This window comes from Mesorhizobium sp. LCM 4576 (assembly GCF_001854815.1).
GTDB classification, from domain to species: Bacteria; Pseudomonadota; Alphaproteobacteria; order Rhizobiales; family Rhizobiaceae; genus Mesorhizobium; species Mesorhizobium plurifarium.
In genome coordinates this window covers 148,378-168,230 of the sequence record NZ_MDDT01000009.1, presented here as the reverse complement: position 1 = coordinate 168,230, position 19,853 = coordinate 148,378, and the positions used below count along the sequence as shown (strand labels likewise).

Genomic DNA, 19,853 nt, shown 5'->3' with positions numbered 1-19,853 from the left:
GACAAGGCCAGTGGACACGACAGGGAAGAAACCGTTCGCCGACTGGATTGGCCGTCAAAGCGAAAGCTTCGATGTCGTTTCGCAGCGCCTCGTGCAGAGCTTCAGAGCGATATTCGAGCCCAATCTCGCACCGTTGGCCGCCGGCCACGCGCCATTGGKGATCCACTGGTGCCTGTCGCCGGCGATCGTCGCAATGGACCAGTTGGGAGYCGATGGCCATCCGGCCAGAAACCTGTCCTTGCCGCCGGTGCCGCAGCCGCGCSGCATGTGGGCGGGTGGTGAATTGCAGATGCACGATGCCTTGCGGATCGGCGATGAGGTCCGTCGGGTCTCCACGATCCGCGACGTCGTACGCAAGCAAGGCAGGTCTGGTGAACTCTGGTTCGTCGCGGTCGACCACCGCTATCACACCGCACGCGGCATCGCGCTGAGCGAACGGCACGATATCGTCTATCGCGAGGCCGCGACGCCGAAGCACGCCGCATCGGGCCGCGAGAAGACCGCTCCGATGCCAGGCCGCCCGGTCGGCGCATCGTGGGCCCTGGTCCCGTCGTCCACGCTGCTGTTCCGCTATTCGGCCATCACCTTCAACGGCCACCGCATCCACTATGACCTGCCTTACGCCACCGAAACGGAAGGCTATGAGGGCCTTGTGGTCCATGGCCCGCTGCAGGCCACGCTGATGTTCAACCTCGCGGCGGCTCGCGGCACCGGAATCCCGGCGACCTTCCGCTACCGGGGCGTCGCGCCGGCGATCGCGGGCCGCAGCCTCACCATCGCCGCTTCCCCTGACACTCAGCGGTTCTGGACCCAAGGCGACGGCGGTGTAGTCCATATGGAAGCCGATGTCGGTCGGGATCCGGCGCCATAAGCCCGCACGGCACTCAATGCCGGCCTGGATGACTTTCTCGAGCTGATACCTGTGCTTCGGCGGGCTCGCGAGCTAATGCATGTCGCCCAGAAGTGCGCAGCGGTTCTGGGACAACGACATGCATCAAAACAAGGACTTAAAGCGCGTCGCCTGAATCCGTTTCAGCGCGACGCGCTTTAAGCGAAGCTGCCTGTTGCGCATTGCCGTTTTCAAGTTATGATGGAAATCGTCAATATTGGAAACGATATGAAAAAAAACTTCAAGCTTGAACCGGCAACCGCCGGCGACGCCTCCGACATCATCAACCTTCTGAGCTGGGCTTTCGGCTTCAGCAAGGTCCGGTCTGAGGAATACATCGCCAATGCCGGGCTGGCTTCGCTGAGGCTCCTGCGCGACGAGGACGGGCTTCCGATGGCTTGCGCGGCCTTGCTCGAAACCGCGCATGTCTTCCACCGCAGGCCGGTGCGGGCCGTCAACATCGCCCATGTGGCGATCGCGCCGGAGCGGCGTGGGCAGGGCCTAGCGGTTCCCTTGGTCGACGCGCTTTGCGAGGAGGCAAAGGCAAATGGCGCGGCGGTCGCGACGCTGTTTGCCTCGACCCGGCCGGTCTATCGCAAGGCGGGCTTCGAGCTCGCCGGCCACGAGATCGTCTACGAGGCCGAGACCGCGGCGTTGCCCTCCGCCAGCCGGCTTGGCTTCGAGCGCGTCGAACTCGACGATCAGCGGCTGGCCGGCGCCTATGCCGAAAAGACGTTGCGCGAATCCGGGCTGCTCGTGCGCGGCACGGCGCACTGGAACGAGTTGCGCCGCGCGCCGACCGATGCGCTCGCCGCCTATTTGGCCGAGGGCGAGGCCGCCTATCTGATCCTCGACATGGGCAACGAGGCGCGTCTTGAGGTCCGGGACTGGTTTGCCGCTTCGCCCGAGGCGGCGCTTGGCCTGCTCTCCTTCCTCGCCCGCTTCCGCTCGGTCTATCCGGCCGTGCGCTGGCACGGCGCTCCGCAGGACGATCTGGTGGCGGCCATGCCGGACAAGGGCTGGCGGCTTGCGCATCAGGAGGAGTGGCTGCTGCGCGTGCTCGACCCCCCAGCCGCGCTGCGCCAGCGCGGCTACCATGTCGACGCAGCCCGGCTCGCGTTGCGCATCGGCGAGGCGCCGCCGCTGGAGATCGACATCCGCGCCGGCAAGGCGGAGGTAGGCGAGGCGGCCGGCGCGTTGGGCGGGGCGGTGTCACTGCAACCGACCGCCTTCGCCCAGCTCTTCACGGGCTTTCGCAGCGCCTCGAAACTGGCGCAGTATCGCCTCGTTTCCGGCGACTCGGCTGACATACGCCGCTGTGACCAGCTCTTTGCCGGATCGCCGCCCTGGGTGGCGGAACATTTCTGAGCATGATCCCGAAAAGGTGGGAACCGGTTTTGGACAGGATCATGCTCACACCAGGAAGCTTTTGAGGGATATTGCATGACACACGCGCTGATAGCCTCGCTGAGAGCGGCGGCGGGCGACATGACGCCAGCGCTGGYGCGGGTCGCCGAGACGGTGCTGGCGCAACCCGACGCCACGCTTCGCCAGAGCATCACCGAGCTTGCCGAAACGTCCGGATCGTCTGAGGCGAGCGTCATGCGCTTTTGCCGCGACCAAGGCTTTTCCGGCTTCCAGGATTTCAAGCTGGCGCTGGCCAAGGAATTGGCGACCGACGAACGGGCGCGCGATAACGGCTCTCCTTCCGACGACATCCAGCGGCTGGTCGAAACCGCGATCACCTCGCTGCGCGAGACCGAGCAGCTGATCGTTCGCGAAGACGTCGCCGTCGCGTCGCGAAAACTCCTCGACGCTTCCGTGGTCGAGTGTTTCGGCATCGCCGCCTCCGCCGTCACGGCGCAGTATCTCGCCTACAAGATGACCCGCATCGGCAAGTTCAGCCGCGCGCTGGGCGATGCGCATCTGGCGGTTATGGCGGCGGGAACCGCGCAGCCGGGGACGGTGCAGGTGGTGATCTCGAGCTCCGGCTCGACCATCGACGCCGTGCGTGTCGCCGAGCTCGCCCGCTCCAAGGGCGCTTTCGTCATCGGTATCTCCAACCGTTCGAAGAGCCCGCTGATCGCCGTCTGCGACCTGGCTTTGATTGCCTCCTGGCCGGAGACGCCGCTCACTGGCGGCGCCTTCCCGTCGAAGATCAGCCAACTGCTCATCGTCGATGCGCTGGTCGCCGAGATGACCAGGCAGGATCCGAAGCGGCTGGTCGAGCTCAGCCGCACGGCGGAGGTCGTGAGTGACCGCAGCTTCTGATTTGCCGGTGCTCGCCATCGATATCGGCGGCACCAAGATCGCGACAGCCGAAGTGCGTGGCGGCATGATCGCCAACCGCCGCCAGGCGCCGACGCCACGCACCGGCAGGGGTGACGACCTGATCGCGGCCATCGCTGGGCTTGCGCCGAAAAGCGGTTTTGGCGCGGTGGCCGTCGCCACCACCGGCATCGTGCGCGACGGCGCGTTGACGGCGCTGAACCCCGAAACCCTGCCGATCGAGGACGGTTATCCGATTGCCTCGGCGATCGAGCGCGCTTTCGGCATGCCGCCGTTCGTCGTCAATGACGCGCAGGCCGCTGCCTGGGCCGAATTCACGATCGGCGCCGGCGAGGGTTTTCGCAACTTCGCCTTCTTCACCGTCTCCACCGGCATCGGCTGCGGGCTGGTGATAGATGGCCGGCTGGAAAGCGGCGCGACCGGGCTCGYCGGCCATGTCGGGCACACGCGCTCCGAGCCCGGCGGCATCCTGTGCGGCTGCGGCCGGCGCGGCTGCCTGGAGACGGTCGCCTCGGGTACGGCGCTGGCGCGGCTGGGCAGCGCGCGCCTGGGCCGCAAGGTTACGGCGCCGGAGCTGTTTGCGGCGGCGGAACAAGGCAACGGTAATGYCGCGGAAATCATCGCCGGCGCGGTCGCAGCACTGGTCAACGCCTTTGCTGACCTGACGGCCTCGGTTGATGTCGACTGCTTTGCCGTCGGCGGCGGAGTCGGCCTCGCCGGCGGCTTCATCGAGGCACTGCACGCGCGCTCGCTCGACCTGCCCCGCGTCTACCGGCGTCCCATCCTCGCCGCGCGTGCGGGCGCCGATGCCGGCCTGCTTGGCGCGGCGACGCTGGCACGCTCGAAAGTGCCTGACGGAAATTTTCATCTTATATAACTTCTTGACAAAAACTTTCATCTACGCTTGGTTAGAGAGGTGATGCTCTTCCAGGAGATGCCCCGGTGCAGGCCAAGCAGGGCGATTTGCTCGCCACACTCGATGGAACGCTGGTCGTGTCGTGCCAGGCCGAATCCGGCCTGCCGCTCGACGCTCCCGGCCACATCGCCGCGATGGCGCGCTCCGTCGTGTTGGGCGGCGCCACCGGCGTCCGCATCGAGGGGGTGGCCAACATCGCCGCCGTCCGCGCGGCGGTCGACGTGCCGCTCATCGGCCTGATCAAGTCCAGGCGCGACGACACCGAGGTCTACATCACACCGACGCTCGACGACGTCGCCGCCGTCGTCGAGGCCGGCGCCGATGTCGTCGCGATCGACGCCACCGCCCGGCCGCGCCCCGCCGAGCTGAAGGCGATGTTCGCCAGCATCGCGACGAGGGGGCGGCTCTCCATGGGCGACGTCGCCACGCTCGATGAAGGCCGGCGCGCGCTCGATGCCGGCGCTGACCTCATCAGCACCACCATGGCCGGCTACACAAACTATTCCAGCGACCAGCGCGGCCCCGCCTTCGCCCTGATGGAGGAACTCGCCCGTGCCGGCCTTCCTTTCGTTGCCGAGGGGCGCATATGGTCGCCGCACGAGGCCGTCCGTTGCTTCGAGCTCGGCGCCCGCTTCATCGTCGTCGGCGGCGCCATCACCCGGCCCGACGCCATCACCCGCCGTTTCGCCGACGAGGTCGCCGCCTCGAGTGCCCGTCCGCAACTGAGAAGGAACCCGACATGATCAAGCGCCGTCGCGTCGCCGTCATTGGTGCAGGCTTCATGGGCTCCATGCATGCCGGCATCTTCGCCAGTATGATGGGCTCCGAGCTCGCGGCCATCGTCGATCCCAACCGCGCGTTGGCCGAGGCCGTGGCGGCCAAGGCGCCGGGCTGCAAGGTCTATGACAGCCATCAGGCGCTGCTCGGCTCGGAACGCGATCTCGATCTCGTCTCGATCTGCACGCCGGACAATCTGCATCTGGCGCCGGCCGTTGCAGTTGCCGAAGCCGGCATCAACGTCTTCGTCGAGAAGCCGATCTCCTCCAAGGTCGACGACGCCCAGGCCATCATCGCGGCTTGCGAGGCGGCGGGCRTAAAGCTCGGCGTCGGCTACCTGCTGCGCTTCGATCCGCGCTACGCCGCCGCCAAGGAGCTGATGGCATCGGGCAAGATCGGTGAGCCGATCCACATCTATGCCCGCCGCAACAGCGCCCGCACCGAGGGCCCGAAGCGCTATGGCGGCAAGCTGCCGCTGGCACTRCATGTCACCGTCCACGACGTCGACATGGTGTTGTGGATGCTCGAGGGCCAGCAGCCGGTGTCGGTCTATGCGCAGCAGACCGATAAGCTGCTGGGCAGCTCCGGCACACAGGACAGCATCGCGGCCATCGTGCGCTTTTCCGGCGGCACAGTCGTCAATTTCGAGAGCGCCTGGTCGCTGCCGTCCGGCGCGCGCCACATGATCGACGCGCGCATGGAACTTATCGGCACCGACGGATCCTWCGAGGTCCAGTGCGGCGACAGCGGGCTCTATTTCGCCAGCAACGAGACGTCGCGCGAGATCGACACCCAGCACTGGCCCCAGCTCAACGGCCGCATCGACGGCGACCTCGCGCGCCAGCTCGGCGGCCTCATCGACTGGCTGGACGGCGCGGCGATGCCGATCGCCACCGGCCGGGAAGCCCTTCGTTCGCTCGAACTCACCCTTGCCATGATGCAGTCGGCACAGAGCGGCGAAATCGTGCGCCTCGGTTGAGCTCAGTCAAACGGACGGCGCTGTTGCAACGAGGCCAGACGGCCCAAGAATGGGAGACGAAAACATGCTGAACAGACGCAATCTACTGATGCTTGGCGCGGCCGCCGCCGCGCTCTCGCTGGCCGCGCCGGCCTCGGCCGAAGACAAGCCGTTCAACGGCGTGCAGATATCGGTGCTGCTCGAGGGCCATCCGACCACCGACGCCATCCAGAAGATGGTGCCCGAATTCAAGGAGAAGACCGGCATCGACGTGGCGATCGAGGTCGTGCCCGAGGCCGACATCACCGCGAAGGAGCTGCTCGAGTTCTCGTCCAAGTCCGGCCGCTACGATGTCGTCCAGAACAACATCATCTACCTGCYGGGCTTCGTGAAGTCGGGCTACATCGTGCCGCTCGACGATTTCCTGGCCAAGCACAAGGAGAATTTCGACAAGGCCGATTTCGTGCCTGGCTATYTCAATACCAACGTCCTCGACGGCAAGGTCTACGGCCTGCCGGTCTATGGCGAGAGCACCTTCGTCATGTACCGCAAGGACCTGTTCGAACAGTACGGGCTGGCGGCGCCGAAGTCCTTCGAGGACATCGAGAACGCGGCGAAAACCATCTCGGAAAAGACCAACAAGCAGATCGCCGGCATCACCATGCGCGGCCAGCAGGGCATCCAGGGCGTCTATGTCTGGGCGGCCTATCTGTGGGGCTTCGGCGGCTCCTTCTTCGACGCCAGCGGCAAGTCGGCGCTGGCGACACCTGAAGGCATCGCCGCGCTCGACGCCTTCACCAAGGTGCTGAAGGACTACGGTCCGGTCGGCGTCGCCAATTTCRGCTGGGAAGAAAACCGGCTGCTCTTCCAGCAGGGCAAGGCGRCAATCACGCTCGATGCGACCGTCAACGGCGCCTACAATGAAGATCCGGCCGTCTCGACGGTGGTCGGCAAGGTCGGCTATGTGCCGGTGCCGATGAAGTCGGCTTCGCCGAAGGGCGGCTCGTCCTCGCTCGCCGTGCATTCCATGTATGTCTCGGCCGAGTCGAAGAACCAGGAAGCGGCGGCCCTCTTCGCCGCCTGGGCAACCGCAAAGGAGCAGCAGCTGAAATCGATCGAGACCGATCCCAACTCCGGCGTGACCTCGCTCTCGGCGCTCAACAGCGACAGTTTCGGCAAACGCTACGGCGCCTTCAAGGAAGGCATGATCGCGGCCATCAACGCCGGCAACCCGCAATATCTGCCGACGGTCGAGCAGGCGAACGAGATCATCAACAACACTGGCATCGCCGTCTCCAAGGCGCTCGCCGGAACCGCAAGCGCGGCCGACGCCCTGAAGGAAGCCGACGAAGCCAACAACGCCGCGCTCGCCCGCTAGGTCGAGAGGCGTGCCCTGCCGCGTGCGCTCCCTGTGCGCGGCAGGGTGAATTTCCCTGCATTCATGGATTGATGATGAGACCCGTGGCCGCAGCGTCCGATCCTACAAGGCATTTCTTCCAGCCGATCATCGTCTGCCTGACGGTAGCATCGGTGGCGCTGACGCTGTTTGTCATCTGGATTTCCCTGCACGACCTCTCGCTGATGCGGGCAGGGCGCGAGAAGTTCGTCGGGCTCGACAACTATATCCGCTTCCTCGGCGATCCGCGCGCCATGGCCGCGCTCTGGCGCACGGTGCTCTTCACCGTGCTGGCCACCGTGATCGAGATCGCGCTCGGCCTTGCCGTCGTGCTCTTCCTCGACCGCGACTTCGCCATGAAGCGGCTGGTGCGGACGTTGCTTCTGGTGCCGATCATCATGACGCCTGTTGTCGTCGGCCTCACCTGGCGCTTCCTCTTCGACCCGGCCACCGGCATGGCGAACTATCTTCTGTCGCTGGTGGGCAWCGCCCAGGTCGACTGGCTTGGCAGCCCGCGGATCGCGCTGTTTTCGGTACTGGTCGCCGACATCTGGYAGTGGACGCCCTTCGTCATCCTGCTTGTGATGGCCGCGCTTGAATCGGCGCCCACCGATCCGCTCAACGCCGCCCGCGTCGACGGCGCACGCGAATGGCAGGTCACCTGGTACGTGCTCCTTCCCATGCTGCGCCGGGCGCTTGCCATCGTCGCGCTGATCAGGGCGATCGACAGCATCAAGGCCTTCGACCTCTTCTACATCATGACGCGCGGCGGGCCGGCGTTGTCGACCGAGACGCTGAACTATTACGGCTATATCGTCGCCTTCACCAATTTCGACATCTCCTACGCCTTGGCTATCGCCATCATCCTGACCGTGTTCACCAATGTCGCGCTGCTCAMCATGTACAGCGTGCTCTTCCCGAAGACCGGGAACCGCTGATGGCCAGGCGCGCGCTGTTCTATGTTGGTCTGGCCCTGCTTCTGCTTGCGGTGCTGTTCCCGCTCTATTGGGTCGTCGTCACCTCCTTCAAGACGACGCGCGACGCCTTCGCCATTCCGCCCGTCTGGCTGTTCAGCCCGACGCTCGACAACTATCGGACGGTGTTCGCCAATCGCGGCTTCCTTAGCGCCTTCGCCAATTCCTTCATCGTCTCGATCCTCTCCAGCGCGCTTGCCGTCGCCGTCGGCTCGCTCGCGGCTTATGGTCTGGCGCAGCAGCCGGCGGAGCTGCGCCGCGCCCGGGAGAAATTCATCCTCAGCCTGCGCATCGCGCCGGCGCTGCTCTTCGTCATCCCCATGTATTACCTCGCGACCCGCATCGGCGCGCTGAACAAACACTGGCTGCTGATCGCCGCCTATGCCTTCGTCAACGTACCCTTCACCATCTCGCTGCTCATCACCTTCTTCGACGACATCCCGAAGGAGTTGCGCGATGCGGCGCGTGTCGACGGGGCGCGCGAGTTTTCGATCTTCTGGCACGTCTATTTGCCGGCCGCCCGCGGCGGCATCATAGCCACGCTCATCCTGTGCGTGCTGTTCACCTGGAACGAGTTCTTCGTGGCGCTCGTGCTGACCGGCCGAGACACTCAGACGCTGCCGGTCTCGATCACCTCGTTCCTGACATTCCAGGGCATCCAGTGGGGCGCGCTGACCGCCGCCGCCACCCTCATCATGCTGCCGATGATCGTGCTCGGCGTCCTGGTGCAGGGACAGGTGGTGCGCGRCATGACGCTTGGCAGCGTGAAGGGCTGAACATCCGATGGCGCAACTCTCGATACGGTCGGTCTCGAAATCCTACGGAGCGGTCCAGGTGCTGGACGACGTCTCGGTCGAGGTCGAGGAGGGCWCCTTCGTCGTGCTGCTCGGCCCGTCCGGCTGCGGGAAGTCGACGCTGCTCCACGCCGTGGCCGGTCTCAACCCGATCGATTCCGGCAGCATCGTCATCGGCGACCGCAACGTCACCAACCTGCCCGCGCGGGAACGCGATGTCGCGATGGTCTTTCAGTCCTACGCGCTCTATCCGACGATGACGGTGGCGCAGAACATCGCCTTCCCGCTCAAGATGCGCGGGCTCGACCGCAGGACTTCGGACGAGAAGGTCGCCGGCGTCGCGCGCCTGCTGCAGATCGAGCCGCTGCTATCGCGTCTGCCGCGCGAGCTTTCCGGCGGCCAGCGTCAGCGCGTCGCCATCGGCCGGGCGCTGGTGCGCGACCCCCGCCTCTTCTTGTTCGACGAGCCGCTGTCCAATCTGGACGCCGCACTGCGCACCGAGCTCAGGGCCGAGATCAAGCGCCTGCACCAGTCGATCCGCCGCACCATGGTCTATGTCACGCACGACCAGACCGAGGCGCTGACGCTCGCCGACAAGATCGTCATCCTGAAGGCCGGCAAGATCGAGCAGACCGGAACGCCGCTCTCGCTCTATGACGATCCCGACAATGTCTTCGTCGCTGGTTTTATCGGCACGCCGCGCATGAACTTCCTCAAGGCGACGGTGGTCGATGACGGCAAGGCGCTCACGGCCGGCGAAGCGAGAGTGGACATTACGCATCTCAAGGCTCGGCTAGATAACGGCCGCACCGTCACGCYCGKCATCCRCCCGGAACATCTCGACGAGAAGGAAGGCGTGACGYTTTCTCTGGCTGTCGACGTCACCGAGCGGCTGGGTTCGACCTCATACGTCCACGGCGCGCTGCCCTCCGGCGAAACGGTCGTCGCCGAACGCCGCGAGGATCAACCGCGCTTCGGCGAGACGATAACGCTGCGTTTCCAGCCCACCMGCGCCCGTATCTTCGACGCCGAGGGCAACCGCATCCGCTAGCGAGGCGTCCACTGCTGACCGATCCCTGCCGGCAGCCTTCCTGGTTCAAGCGCCRCCGCCATGGCTTGGCGCATCGGCTGCGGCCATCCAGGATTTCAGGCGTTCGAGCATAGGCTCCGTCAGCGGGGTGGATTTCCGTTCCGCAAGATTGAAGAAAACCGTTTTGGCGGCGAGCTTCGCCGCGAGTTCGCCGCCATGCAGCCTGCGCATCTCGTAGTCCGTCTGGATGGAGGTGCGGCCGACACTGCGGACCGTGCCGTAGATTTCCACGATGACCCCCGATGGCACCTCGCCGACGAAGTCGATCTCATGCCGGACGTCGGCCCACCCCCTGTCGGCCCATTCGGGCGTCGTCGGCGCCCAGCCGGTCGCCTGTCCCAGCAGGATGTTGATGGCGTCGTCGAAGAAGGCGACGTAGAACCGCGTCGTCATGTGGCCCATCATGTCGCAATTCCAGGGTTGAACCACAGCTCTCGTCAGTAAGATCATCTTTGCTCCCGATAATTTATCCGATGCGACCCACATCTAGACCAGCGGGGATCGGTTGTCTCCGTGGAGAGCCTAAAGCGCGTCGCGATCTTTCAGATTTGCTCCATGCGCGTTAGGTTTTTGATTTTACGCATGCCTTATCCCGAAACCGGTTCCCGCTTTCGGGAGACATGCTTTGATCGATTGCCGGATCTCTGACGGGTCGATTTTACAGCGACGGCAGGATGCCCCGAATGTGGCTGGCGAACGCCTCGACGGCCGGCGATCTCGTGGTTTCGGYGAAGGCGATCAGGACGCCGAGCCGGGACAGTCTCGGAAGCGGCGCGTTGAGGATGAACAGGTCCGGCGGGACGGCCTTCTGCGTCATTACGCTTATCGCAAGGCCGGAGCGCGCCACGGCTATCAGGCCGGTGAGGCTGTTGCTGGCGTAGGCTATCTTGTAGCGCAGCCCGGCACGGGACATGGCATCGCAGGCCGCCTTGTGGTCCATGGCGTTCGAGGCCGRCAGGGCCAGCGGCACGGTCTCGCCGAACTCGTGCAGCTCCAGTGTCGGCTTGCTGCCGACCCAGACCATCGCTTCCGTGCGCACGACCTCCCTGGACGCGCTCGCGTCCGGAATGGAGACGAGCGCCAGATCGACCTGGCGCGCATGCAGCAGGCTGTGAAGCTCGACGGTCGGCGCGGCCACGACCTTGATCTCGATGTCCGGATAGAGGGTCCCGAAACTTCTCAAGAGCGTGGGAAAGAAGGCGCTCAGATAGTCTTCCGGGCTGCCGAAGATGATCGAGCCCCGCAGGCCCTTGCCGGAAAAAGCCGAAACCRCTTCGTCGTGGATCTTGAGGATGCGCTCGGCATAGGCAAGGAAGCGCTCGCCGCTGCCGGTTAGGCGCACGCCGCTGCCGCTGCGATGGAACAGGCTCTGGCCGCCGAGCGCATCCTCGAGCCGCTGTATCTGCATCGTCACCGCCGATTGCGTGCGCCCGACCTGCACGGCCGTGGCGCTGAGCGTTCCCGAATGCGCCGCGCGCACGAAGGTTGACAGCAATTTGAGATCGAGGGGTGCAGCCATATCAATTCCATTGATATCGGAGTTCGATATCTATCAATTTTACTGCTGTTGCGCCAGCCGCTAATCTTCGGGTCTGCATTCTTGGCGAGGCTGTGAGATGTCGAGAAATCTGGACAATGCCTTCTGGTCGGCGGCGCGAAAGCACCTCATCCGTTATGGCGGCGCCTTCGAGCCCGCCATCATCGAGCGCGCCGAAGGCTCGTTCGTCTACGACGCCGACGATCGGCCGATACTCGACTTCACCTCAGGCCAGATGAGCGCGCTGCTCGGGCATGCGCATCCGCGGATCGTCGCGACGGTGCGCCGCCAGGTCGAAACCGTGGCGCATCTCTTCAGCGGCATGCTGTCCCGCCCGGTCGTCGAGCTTGCTGAGCGCCTCGCCGCGCTGGCGCCCGGCCTCGACAGGGCGCTCCTGCTTTCGACGGGCGCGGAGTCGAACGAGGCGGCCATCCGCATGGCCAAGCTGGTGACGGGCAAGCACGAGATCGTCGCCTTCTCCAAGAGCTGGCACGGTATGACCGGGGTCGCCGCTTCCGCCACCTACAGCGCCGGGCGCAAGGGCTACGGGCCTGCGGCGGTCGGTTCGATCGCGATTCCCGCGCCGAACAGTTTTCGCCCGCGCTTCAAGAAGGCAGACGGCTCGCTCGACTGGGCGGCCGAGCTCGACGATGCCTTCGCCTTGGTCGACAGCCAGTCGACCGGCAGTCTGGCTGCCTTCATCGCCGAGCCGATCCTGTCGAGCGGCGGCATGCTGGAGCTGCCGCCGGGCTACCTCGCGGCGCTGAAGCAGAAATGCCGCGAACGCGGCATGCTGCTCATCCTCGACGAGGCGCAGACCGGCGTCGGCCRCACCGGCGACATGTTCGCCTTCCAGCGCGACGGCGTCACGCCCGACATCCTCACTTTGTCGAAAACCATCGGCGCCGGCCTTCCGCTGGCGGCCGTCATGACGAGCGCCGAGATCGAGGAAACCGCGCATGAGCGCGGCTTCCTGTTCTACACCACCCATGTCTCCGATCCACTGCCGGCCGCCGTTGGCGTGGCCGTGCTCGATGTCGTCGAAGGGGAGCGCCTCGTCGAGCGCGCACGCCATCTCGGCAAAAGGCTTTTCGACGGACTGTTCGAACTGAAGCAACGCTATGAATGCGTCGGCGACGTGCGCGGCCGCGGCCTGATGCTGGGCGTCGAGATCGTCAAGAACGGAGAGAGCCGCGAGCCCGACCACGAGCTCGGCGCGAAGATTGCCGCGGAGGCATTCAGGCGCGGGCTCAGCATGAACATCGTCAAGCTTCCCGGCATGGGCGGCGTGTTCCGCATCGCGCCGCCGCTGACGATCTCCGAGGACGAGCTCGATCTCGGATWGCGCACGATCTCCGACGCCATCGAGGCGGTGCTGTCCGCCGGCGCCGGCCGCCCAGGCATCRCCGCCGAGTGACGGGCAGGGGCCTATGAACGAAGCGAGCATGACTGAACAGGCCTCGGGCGACACGCCGGACCGGGACGCGGCGGCCGGCACCATCCGCGTGCTTGTCGCCAAGCTGGGGCTGGACGGGCACGACCGGGGCGCCAAGGTGGTGGCGCGGATCCTGCGCGATGCCGGCATGGAAGTCGTCTATACCGGCCTCTACAAGTCGCCGGGCGAAGTCGTGGCGGCGGCGGTCCAGGAGGACGTCGACGTCATCGGCGTCAGCCTCCTTTCCGGATCGCATGTTCCGCTGTTCCGGGAACTTGGGCGCTGCCTGCGCGAAGAGAAGGCCGATCACATCTTCGTCGTCGCCGGCGGCGTCATTCCCGAGCAGGACTATGCCGCTTTGTGGGATAGCGGCGTCGACGCGATCGTGCCGCAGGAGGCGCGGGCCGAGCTGATCGTGATGACGATCAGGGACCTGATCGCCGCTCGTGGCCGGGTATGACCGTCTTCACGCCTTCGAGGCCGGTGAGGCGTGCGGCATACAGGCCCTCGATCGAGCTGGTGCCCGAGATACTCGCCGGCAATGTTGCGGCCATCGCCCGCATGATCACGCGCGCCGAGGCGGGCTATCCGGAAGCCACGTCCGCGCTGGCGCAGATCTACCGCCACACCGGCAAGGCGCATGTCGTCGGCATCACCGGCGTTCCGGGGGCGGGCAAGTCCACGCTCGTGTCTTCCCTCGTCCGAGCGTTCGCGTCGGAGGGGCGCAAGGTCGGCGTCGTCGCCGTCGATCCGAGCAGCCCGTTCTCCGGCGGCGCGATCCTCGGTGACAGGGTGCGCATGAGCGAGGCGGCTTCGTCCTCGCAGGCCTTCGTCCGCAGCATGGCGACACGCGGTCATCTCGGCGGCCTTGCCCGCTCTACGTTGCAGACGGTCGACGTCCTCGACGCCGCCGGCTACTCGCCCATCATCATCGAGACCGTCGGCGTCGGCCAGGACGAGGTGGAAGTGGTGACGGCGGCGCACAGCATCGTCGTTCTCTCGGCGCCGGGGCTCGGCGACGACATACAGGCGATCAAGGCCGGCATATTGGAGATCGCCGATATCMATGCCGTCAGCAAGGCCGACAAGCCGGAAGCGGCGGCAACCGTCTCGGCCCTGCGTGGTATGATGACCCTCGGGTCGCAAAGGGCGCGGTCGAAATGGACGCCGCCGGTGCTTCCGGTCAGCGCCGTCTCGGGCGAGCGGATCGGCGAGCTGAAGGATGCCATTTCCAGGCATTGGGGGCATCTGCGCGACAGCGGCGAGCTGGCCGAGCGGCAGCGCGGCATTTGCCGGACGCGGATCCTCGGCGCGGCCAAATATCTTTTCCAGCGCAAATTCGATGAGCGGGCCGGCGAGATCGGAGAGCACATCCAGGCGGTCGTGAACAGGGATATGGACCCTGCCGGCGCGGCTCGCCTTCTGCTCGGCTGGACGGACGAGGGGCAAGCGACATGAATCTGTTCTCTGAGACCGCGATCGAGGACATCCGCGAGAAACAGGCCGCGTGGGAGGAGAAGGAACTCGCCGCCGCGCTCGGCAGCCGGCCGGAGGAAAAGCCGGCCTACGAGACGGAATGCGGCATTCCGCTGAAGCGCGTCTACACGGCCGCCGACATCGCCGACATTCCGGCCGACGAGCTCGGTTTCCCCGGCGCCTATCCCTTCACCCGCGGCGCCTATCCGACGATGTATCGCGGGCGGCCCTGGACGATCCGGCAGGTCGCCGGCTTCGGCAATCCCGAGGCCACGAACCAGCGCTACAAATACATGATCCAGACCGGCCAGACCGGGCTCTCGACCGACTTCGACTTGYCGACGCTGCTTGGTCTCGACTCGGACGATCCGCGGGCGTTCGGCGAGGTCGGGCGCGTCGGCGTCGCCATCGACACGGTCGACGACGTCGACCGGCTGTTCGACGGGATCGACCTGGAAAAGATCTCGGTCTCGCTCACCATCAATCCGTCGGCCTGGGTGGTCTATGCCATGTATGTCGCCGTCGCGGAGCGGCGCGGCTACGACCTCCACAAGTTGGCGGRCACGCTGCAGGCCGACCCGCTGAAGGAATATGTCGCGCAAAAGGAGTGGATCTACCCRGTGYGTCCCGCCRTGAGGCTGTTGCGCGACCTCATCATGCACAGCGCCAAGGCGACGCCGAAGATCAATCCGATCAGCCTCAGCGGCTATCACCTCTCGGATGTCGGCGGCAACGCTCTGCAGGAGATCGCCTTCATCATGGCCTTCACCATCGCCTATTGCGAGGAGGTCACCGGCGCCGGCATGGACATCGACGACTTCGCGCCCCGGCTGTCCTTCTTCTTCATCAGCCACCAGGATTTCTTCGAGCAGATCTGCAAGTTCAGGGCGGCGAGGCGGGTCTACGCCAAGATCATGGCGCAGCGCTTCAAGGCCAGGAAGCCGGAATCCATGCGGCTGCGGGTGCATGTGCAGACCGCGGCGATGAGCCTGACCAAGGTCGAGCACCACAACAACCTCATGCGCACGGCGATCCAGGCGCTCGGCGCCGTGTTGGGCGGCTGCCAGAGCATGCACACCAACGGCCTCGACGAGGCCTTTGCCATCCCGACCGAAGAGGCCATGAAGCTGGCCATCCGCACCCAGCAGATCATCCGCGACGAGATCAACGTGACCTCCGTGATCGACCCGCTCGGCGGCTCCTATTTCATCGAGCGCCTCACCCGCGACATGGAGACCRAGATCTGGAAACTGCTGGACGAGGTGGATGAGCGCGGCGGCGCCGTGAAGCTGGTCGAGGAAGGCTGGTTCCAGCAGAAGCTCGCGGACTCGGCCTACGCGACATTCCAGAAGATCGATGCCGGCGAGAAGATCTCGGTTGGCGTCAACCGCTATGTCGACGAGGCCAGCCGCTCGGCCGAAGTGCACATCCATCCCTATGACGAAGCGTGCACGCAGCTGCAGATCGACCGCCTACAGGCGGTGCGGGCGAGCCGCGACAATGCCCGCGTCCGGGAACTGCTGAAGGACCTCGCCGAACAGGCGAGGTCTGACGACATCAATCTTTTGCCGAAGACCATCGAGGYCGTGAAGGCGAAGGCGACGCTTGGCGAGATCTGCGCCGCGCTGCGCGAGGTCTGGGGCGCTTATGCCGAACCAATGATCGTTTGAGGAGGATGCCCAAGGTGGGAGACGACAAGATGGGGAGCGTCAAGATGKGCGCAGTCATTTCCAGGCATGATGGTGCCATCGCCTGGGTCAAGCTCAACCGTCCCGAGCGGCTGAACGCCATGAACAGGCAGCTCGTCGACGGGCTGTCCGAGGCGCTGGCGCGCGCCGAAGCGGACCCGTCGATCCGCGCCGTCATCCTGCATGGCGAAGGGCGCGCCTTCTGTTCGGGCGACGACCTCAAGGACCTCGACGAGCAGACCACCTCCGAGGCGACGACACGAGGCTGGGTCGACGCCATCCAGAACATCACCCTGCAGATCATGCAGTCGCGCAAGATCGTCATCGCAGCAGTGCATGGCTGGTGCGTGGGCGGCGCGCTCGAATGGGCGGTGAATTGCGATTTCACGCTCTTCGCCGACAGTGCGCGCTGGTTCTTCCCCGAAGTCACCTATGGGCTGTTCGTCACCGGTGGCGTCACTGCGCTGCTTACCAAGCAGACCGGGCCGCAGGTCGCCAAGGAGCTGATGATCCTGGGCGAGAARCATGACGCCAGGAAGGCGCTCGAAGTCGGCATCGCGTGGAAGCTTTTTCCCGAGGCGCAATTGCTGGACGAGGCAAGGAAACTGGCCTTGGCGATAGCGGAGCGTCCGGAAAGCGCCGTGGCCGAAATCAAGCATGCCATCAACAACGGCTTCCACTCTTCCCTCGCCGATGCAATGGCGCTGGAGACCAGGGCCACGGTGAGCGGTTTCCTCTCCCCGGAAGCGCAAGCGCGGGCAAAGAATTTTTGATCCATGACCATGCTCGAACTCGCCCCTTCCTTCTACATCCCCGGCCAGCACGACGACGATTTGGAGAATCGGGTGTTGCCGAAGATCCTGCGCACGCAGGCCGAACGCCTCGGCGATAGCCCGTTCATCGACATTTGCGGACGCTCCGCCAGCTTCGAGGAGATGCAGGTCGCTTCAGCGCGGCTGGCGCGCGGCCTGYGCGGCCTCGGCATCGGCAAGTCCGACCGGGTGGCGATGCTCTTGCCCAATTGTTTCGAGCTGGTTGCGACGTGGTTCGCCGTGTCGAGCCTGGGCGCCATCGAGGTGCCCAGCAATCCGGGGCTCAAGGGCGACCTGCTCTGCCACAACCTGAACAATTGTGGCGCCGAGGTCCTCGTCGCCGACGCCAACGCGCTTGAGGAGCTCGCCAGGGTCCAGGACCGGCTGCCGGACCTGCGCACTCTCGTCCTCGTCGGCGTYGATCCGGGCGAGGCCCGGGCGGCCGGCATCCGGATCGGCCGCATCGTCTCCTTCGAGGAATGCATGGCCGGGCAGCCGGATTTCGACCTCGCCGACATCCATTATTCCGACCCGATGGCGATCCTCTACACCTCGGGCACCACCGGCCCGGCCAAGGGCGCATTGATGTCGCACCATCACTGCTATTCCTGGGCTGCGGGAATGGCGCTCAATCTCGGCTACACGACCGGCGACAGCTATTTCTCGGCATTGCCGCTGTTTCACACCGACGCGCAGATGTTCGGCGTCTACCTGCCGCTGATCTACGGCACCCGCGCGACGCTGGTCGACGGCTTCAGCGCTTCGCGCTTCTGGGAGCAGGTCCGCGCCAGCGGCGCCACGGCCACGAACCTGCTCGGCGCCATGGCGGTCATCCTGTCGCGCCAGTCGCCGTCCGACGGCGACGGCGCCAATCCGGTGCGCATATGCCAGTGCATTCCAATGGTGCCGGACAAGCAAGYGTTCGAGCGACGCTTCGGCATGCGGCTTGTCACCGGCTACGGACAGACGGAGACGGGTTTCGTCACGCTCGATACCGTGGATGACACGAAGGAAGGTTCCTGCGGCCGTCCGCACCCTGACTGGGAAGTCGCGATCGTCGACGACAAGGACCGGCCTTTGCCGCATGGGTGCGTCGGCGAGATCGTATCGCGCCCGCGCAAGAGCTGGAGCATGTTTTCCGGCTATTACCGGGCGGACGCCAAGACGGTGCAGACGCTCCGGAACCTCTGGTACCACTCCGGCGACGCCGGCTGCCTGGACGCGGATGGYTGGCTCTATTTCAAGCACCGCCTGAACGAGGCGATCCGGCGGCGCGGCGAGAATATATCCGCCTACGAAGTGGAAACCGTCGCCGAGAAGCATCCCGAGATCGTTGAAAGCGCGGCGTTCGGGATCCCGTCGGAGTTCACCGAGGAAGACATCATGGTCGTGGCCCAGCGGCGGGCGGGCTCGACCCTGGAGGCGGCCGAGCTGCTGGCGCATTTCAGGGCGCTGGCGCCGCGCCACATGGTGCCGCGCTACATCGAGATCACCGACATGCCGCTGCCGCGAACGCCGACGGAAAAAATCGCCAGGACAGCGCTGCGGCAGCAGGGTGTCGGCGCCGCCACATTCGATCGGGGCGAGCGCTAGCAAGGCGCAGGCAGAAGGAGGACGGAGCCCCACGCGATGCAGCGCCGGATGATCGCTCCCTGTTTCATGGACGACACGCTCGAATGCCTTCGCCGCCACAATGTCGAGGTCGAGCCTTTGCTGGCGAGCGTCGGGCTGCCGCCGGTGATTTCCGAGCCGATCTCGGCCGAACAATATGGCGCGCTCTGGCATGCCGTCGCGCAGGCGATGGACGACGAGTTCTTCGGCGAAGGCGCCCGGCCGATGCGGGCCGGCAGCTTCGCGCTGCTCTGCCAGGCGCTGCTTACCACCGAGACGCTGGAGCACGCCCTGCGCAGGGGCCTGCGCTTCCTGCGCGCCGTGCTCGACGATCCGCATGGCGAGCTGACCGTCGGCGACGGGCTCGCCGAAGTCAGGCTGAGCGATTCCGGGCCGTTGCGGTCGGCCTTCGCCTACCGCACCTTCTGGATCATCGTTCATGGCGTGAACTGCTGGCTGGTGGGCCGGCGCCTTCCCATCCGCTGGGTGGATTTCAAATGCAGCATTCCACCGACGGGGAGCGATTACCGGCTGTTCTTCGGCGCGCCGGTGCGGTTCGACCAGCCCGAAAGCCGCCTTGTCTTCGACGCCGAATTCCTGAAGCTGCCGGTCATCCGCGATGCCTGCGCGTTGCGCGAATTCCTGCGCAAGGCGCCGGCCAACATCCTGGTGCGCTACCGCCATGACGAGGGGCTCTCGGCGGCCATACGCGGACGCCTTCATGCCACCGCGCCCGCGTCATGGCCGAGCTTCGAGCGGCTTGCCGCAGGCATGCGCATGCAGGCGCCGACCTTGCGCCGCAGGCTTCAGTCGGAAGGCCAGAGCTATCGTTCGATCAAGGACGAGATGCGCAGGGCTTTGGCGATGGAGGCCCTGCTCAATGGCAGCCGCAGCGTCGCCGATCTCGCCGCCGACATCGGCTTTTCCGAGCCGAGCGCCTTCCACCGCGCCTTCCACAAATGGACCGGCAAGAGCCCGGCTTTGTTCCGCCGCGAGGCGTCTTCCGAGGTCGATGCCTGCGACAACGCGTCGGCGAACTGACCGCTGAGCGACGCATTCCCGAAACATTGCAAAATCGATCACCAAATCTGGGTCCTACGGTCATCGCATGCCACTTCGCTTGCATCCAATATGCCCCGAAGGCGGGGCATTTCGGATGCGGATCGAGAGCAAGACATCTTTGGTGACGGGAGCCTGCTCCGGCCTCATGA

General features: G+C 65.5%; 19 protein-coding genes. 17 read left to right on the top strand and 2 right to left on the bottom strand.

Annotation, left to right across the window (positions count from 1 at the left end; translation table 11 throughout):
- Positions 1-10: 10 nt before the first annotated feature.
- From LCM4576_RS04600 to LCM4576_RS04555, 10 genes are all read left to right on the top strand, one after another.
- Entirely contained in the window at positions 11-871 is an 861-nt protein-coding gene (locus LCM4576_RS04600) for a MaoC family dehydratase N-terminal domain-containing protein (RefSeq protein WP_071030738.1), read from the top strand.
- Positions 872-1,117: 246 nt separating this feature from the next.
- Positions 1,118-2,257 carry an enhanced intracellular survival protein Eis gene (eis, locus tag LCM4576_RS04595; protein WP_071030793.1) on the top strand — a complete coding sequence of 380 codons (1,140 nt, stop codon included), beginning with the start codon at positions 1,118-1,120 and terminating at the stop codon, positions 2,255-2,257.
- A gap of 75 nt (positions 2,258-2,332) precedes the next feature.
- A complete protein-coding gene (locus tag LCM4576_RS04590) occupies positions 2,333-3,160 on the top strand; it encodes a MurR/RpiR family transcriptional regulator (protein WP_083361307.1) in 828 nt (275 codons plus the stop codon).
- Positions 3,144-4,055, top strand: a complete 912-nt coding sequence (locus tag LCM4576_RS04585) for an N-acetylmannosamine kinase (RefSeq protein WP_083361306.1) — start codon at positions 3,144-3,146, stop codon at positions 4,053-4,055. Before LCM4576_RS04590 ends, LCM4576_RS04585 begins: the two co-directional genes overlap by 17 nt.
- A gap of 65 nt (positions 4,056-4,120) precedes the next feature.
- Positions 4,121-4,837 carry an N-acetylmannosamine-6-phosphate 2-epimerase gene (locus LCM4576_RS04580; protein ID WP_071030736.1) on the top strand — a complete coding sequence of 239 codons (717 nt, stop codon included), beginning with the start codon at positions 4,121-4,123 and terminating at the stop codon, positions 4,835-4,837.
- Entirely contained in the window at positions 4,834-5,850 is a 1,017-nt protein-coding gene (locus tag LCM4576_RS04575) for a Gfo/Idh/MocA family protein (protein WP_071030735.1), read from the top strand. The genes LCM4576_RS04580 and LCM4576_RS04575 overlap by 4 nt, the downstream gene beginning before the upstream one ends.
- Positions 5,851-5,914: 64 nt before the next feature.
- Entirely contained in the window at positions 5,915-7,207 is a 1,293-nt protein-coding gene (locus LCM4576_RS04570; RefSeq protein WP_083361305.1) for an ABC transporter substrate-binding protein, read from the top strand.
- Positions 7,208-7,281: 74 nt separating this feature from the next.
- Positions 7,282-8,163 (top strand): carbohydrate ABC transporter permease, encoded by an 882-nt coding sequence (locus LCM4576_RS04565; RefSeq protein ID WP_071030791.1) that lies wholly within the window; start codon positions 7,282-7,284, stop codon positions 8,161-8,163.
- Positions 8,163-8,975, top strand: coding sequence for a carbohydrate ABC transporter permease (locus LCM4576_RS04560; protein WP_071030733.1), 813 nt, complete (start codon positions 8,163-8,165; stop codon positions 8,973-8,975). Before LCM4576_RS04565 ends, LCM4576_RS04560 begins: the two co-directional genes overlap by 1 nt.
- 7 nt (positions 8,976-8,982) lie before the next feature.
- Positions 8,983-10,044 (top strand): ABC transporter ATP-binding protein, encoded by a 1,062-nt coding sequence (locus LCM4576_RS04555; protein WP_071030732.1) that lies wholly within the window; start codon positions 8,983-8,985, stop codon positions 10,042-10,044.
- Positions 10,045-10,089: 45 nt separating this feature from the next.
- Here the strand turns inward: LCM4576_RS04555 and LCM4576_RS04550 are convergent, their stop codons facing one another.
- Positions 10,090-10,533: a thioesterase family protein gene (locus tag LCM4576_RS04550; protein WP_071030731.1), complete on the bottom strand. Its 444-nt coding sequence runs from the start codon at positions 10,531-10,533 to the stop codon at positions 10,090-10,092.
- A 208-nt stretch (positions 10,534-10,741) separates the two neighbouring features.
- Positions 10,742-11,602 (bottom strand): LysR family transcriptional regulator, encoded by an 861-nt coding sequence (locus tag LCM4576_RS04545; RefSeq protein ID WP_071030730.1) that lies wholly within the window; start codon positions 11,600-11,602, stop codon positions 10,742-10,744.
- Positions 11,603-11,699: 97 nt separating this feature from the next.
- Between LCM4576_RS04545 and LCM4576_RS04540 the strand changes: the two genes are divergently transcribed.
- Genes LCM4576_RS04540 through LCM4576_RS04510 form a run of 7 tightly spaced genes read left to right on the top strand, consistent with a single transcriptional unit; the run spans position 11,700 to position 19,683 of the window.
- Positions 11,700-13,037 (top strand): aspartate aminotransferase family protein, encoded by a 1,338-nt coding sequence (locus tag LCM4576_RS04540; RefSeq protein ID WP_071030729.1) that lies wholly within the window; start codon positions 11,700-11,702, stop codon positions 13,035-13,037.
- A 28-nt stretch (positions 13,038-13,065) separates the two neighbouring features.
- Positions 13,066-13,515: a cobalamin B12-binding domain-containing protein gene (locus LCM4576_RS04535; protein ID WP_071030790.1), complete on the top strand. Its 450-nt coding sequence runs from the start codon at positions 13,066-13,068 to the stop codon at positions 13,513-13,515.
- On the top strand, positions 13,512-14,513 hold the full coding sequence (gene meaB / locus LCM4576_RS04530) for a methylmalonyl Co-A mutase-associated GTPase MeaB (protein ID WP_071030728.1): 1,002 nt from the start codon (positions 13,512-13,514) through the stop codon (positions 14,511-14,513). Before LCM4576_RS04535 ends, meaB begins: the two co-directional genes overlap by 4 nt.
- Entirely contained in the window at positions 14,510-16,201 is a 1,692-nt protein-coding gene (locus tag LCM4576_RS04525; RefSeq protein WP_071030727.1) for a methylmalonyl-CoA mutase family protein, read from the top strand. The genes meaB and LCM4576_RS04525 overlap by 4 nt, the downstream gene beginning before the upstream one ends.
- A gap of 44 nt (positions 16,202-16,245) precedes the next feature.
- Positions 16,246-16,992, top strand: a complete 747-nt coding sequence (locus tag LCM4576_RS04520) for an enoyl-CoA hydratase/isomerase family protein (protein ID WP_071030789.1) — start codon at positions 16,246-16,248, stop codon at positions 16,990-16,992.
- A 3-nt stretch (positions 16,993-16,995) separates the two neighbouring features.
- On the top strand, positions 16,996-18,624 hold the full coding sequence (locus LCM4576_RS04515; RefSeq protein WP_083361303.1) for an AMP-binding protein: 1,629 nt from the start codon (positions 16,996-16,998) through the stop codon (positions 18,622-18,624).
- A gap of 36 nt (positions 18,625-18,660) precedes the next feature.
- Positions 18,661-19,683, top strand: a complete 1,023-nt coding sequence (locus LCM4576_RS04510; RefSeq protein ID WP_041001865.1) for an AraC family transcriptional regulator — start codon at positions 18,661-18,663, stop codon at positions 19,681-19,683.
- Positions 19,684-19,853: the final 170 nt, after the last annotated feature.

What these genes read in the sequence shown, in the direction of transcription:
- eis (WP_071030793.1), top strand. Translation starts at nt 1,118, where the DNA reads ATGAAAAAAAACTTCAAGCTTGAACCGGCAACCGCCGGCGACGCCTCC.
- LCM4576_RS04535 (WP_071030790.1), top strand. Translation starts at nt 13,066, where the DNA reads ATGACTGAACAGGCCTCGGGCGACACGCCGGACCGGGACGCGGCGGCC.
- LCM4576_RS04510 (WP_041001865.1), top strand. Translation starts at nt 18,661, where the DNA reads ATGCAGCGCCGGATGATCGCTCCCTGTTTCATGGACGACACGCTCGAA.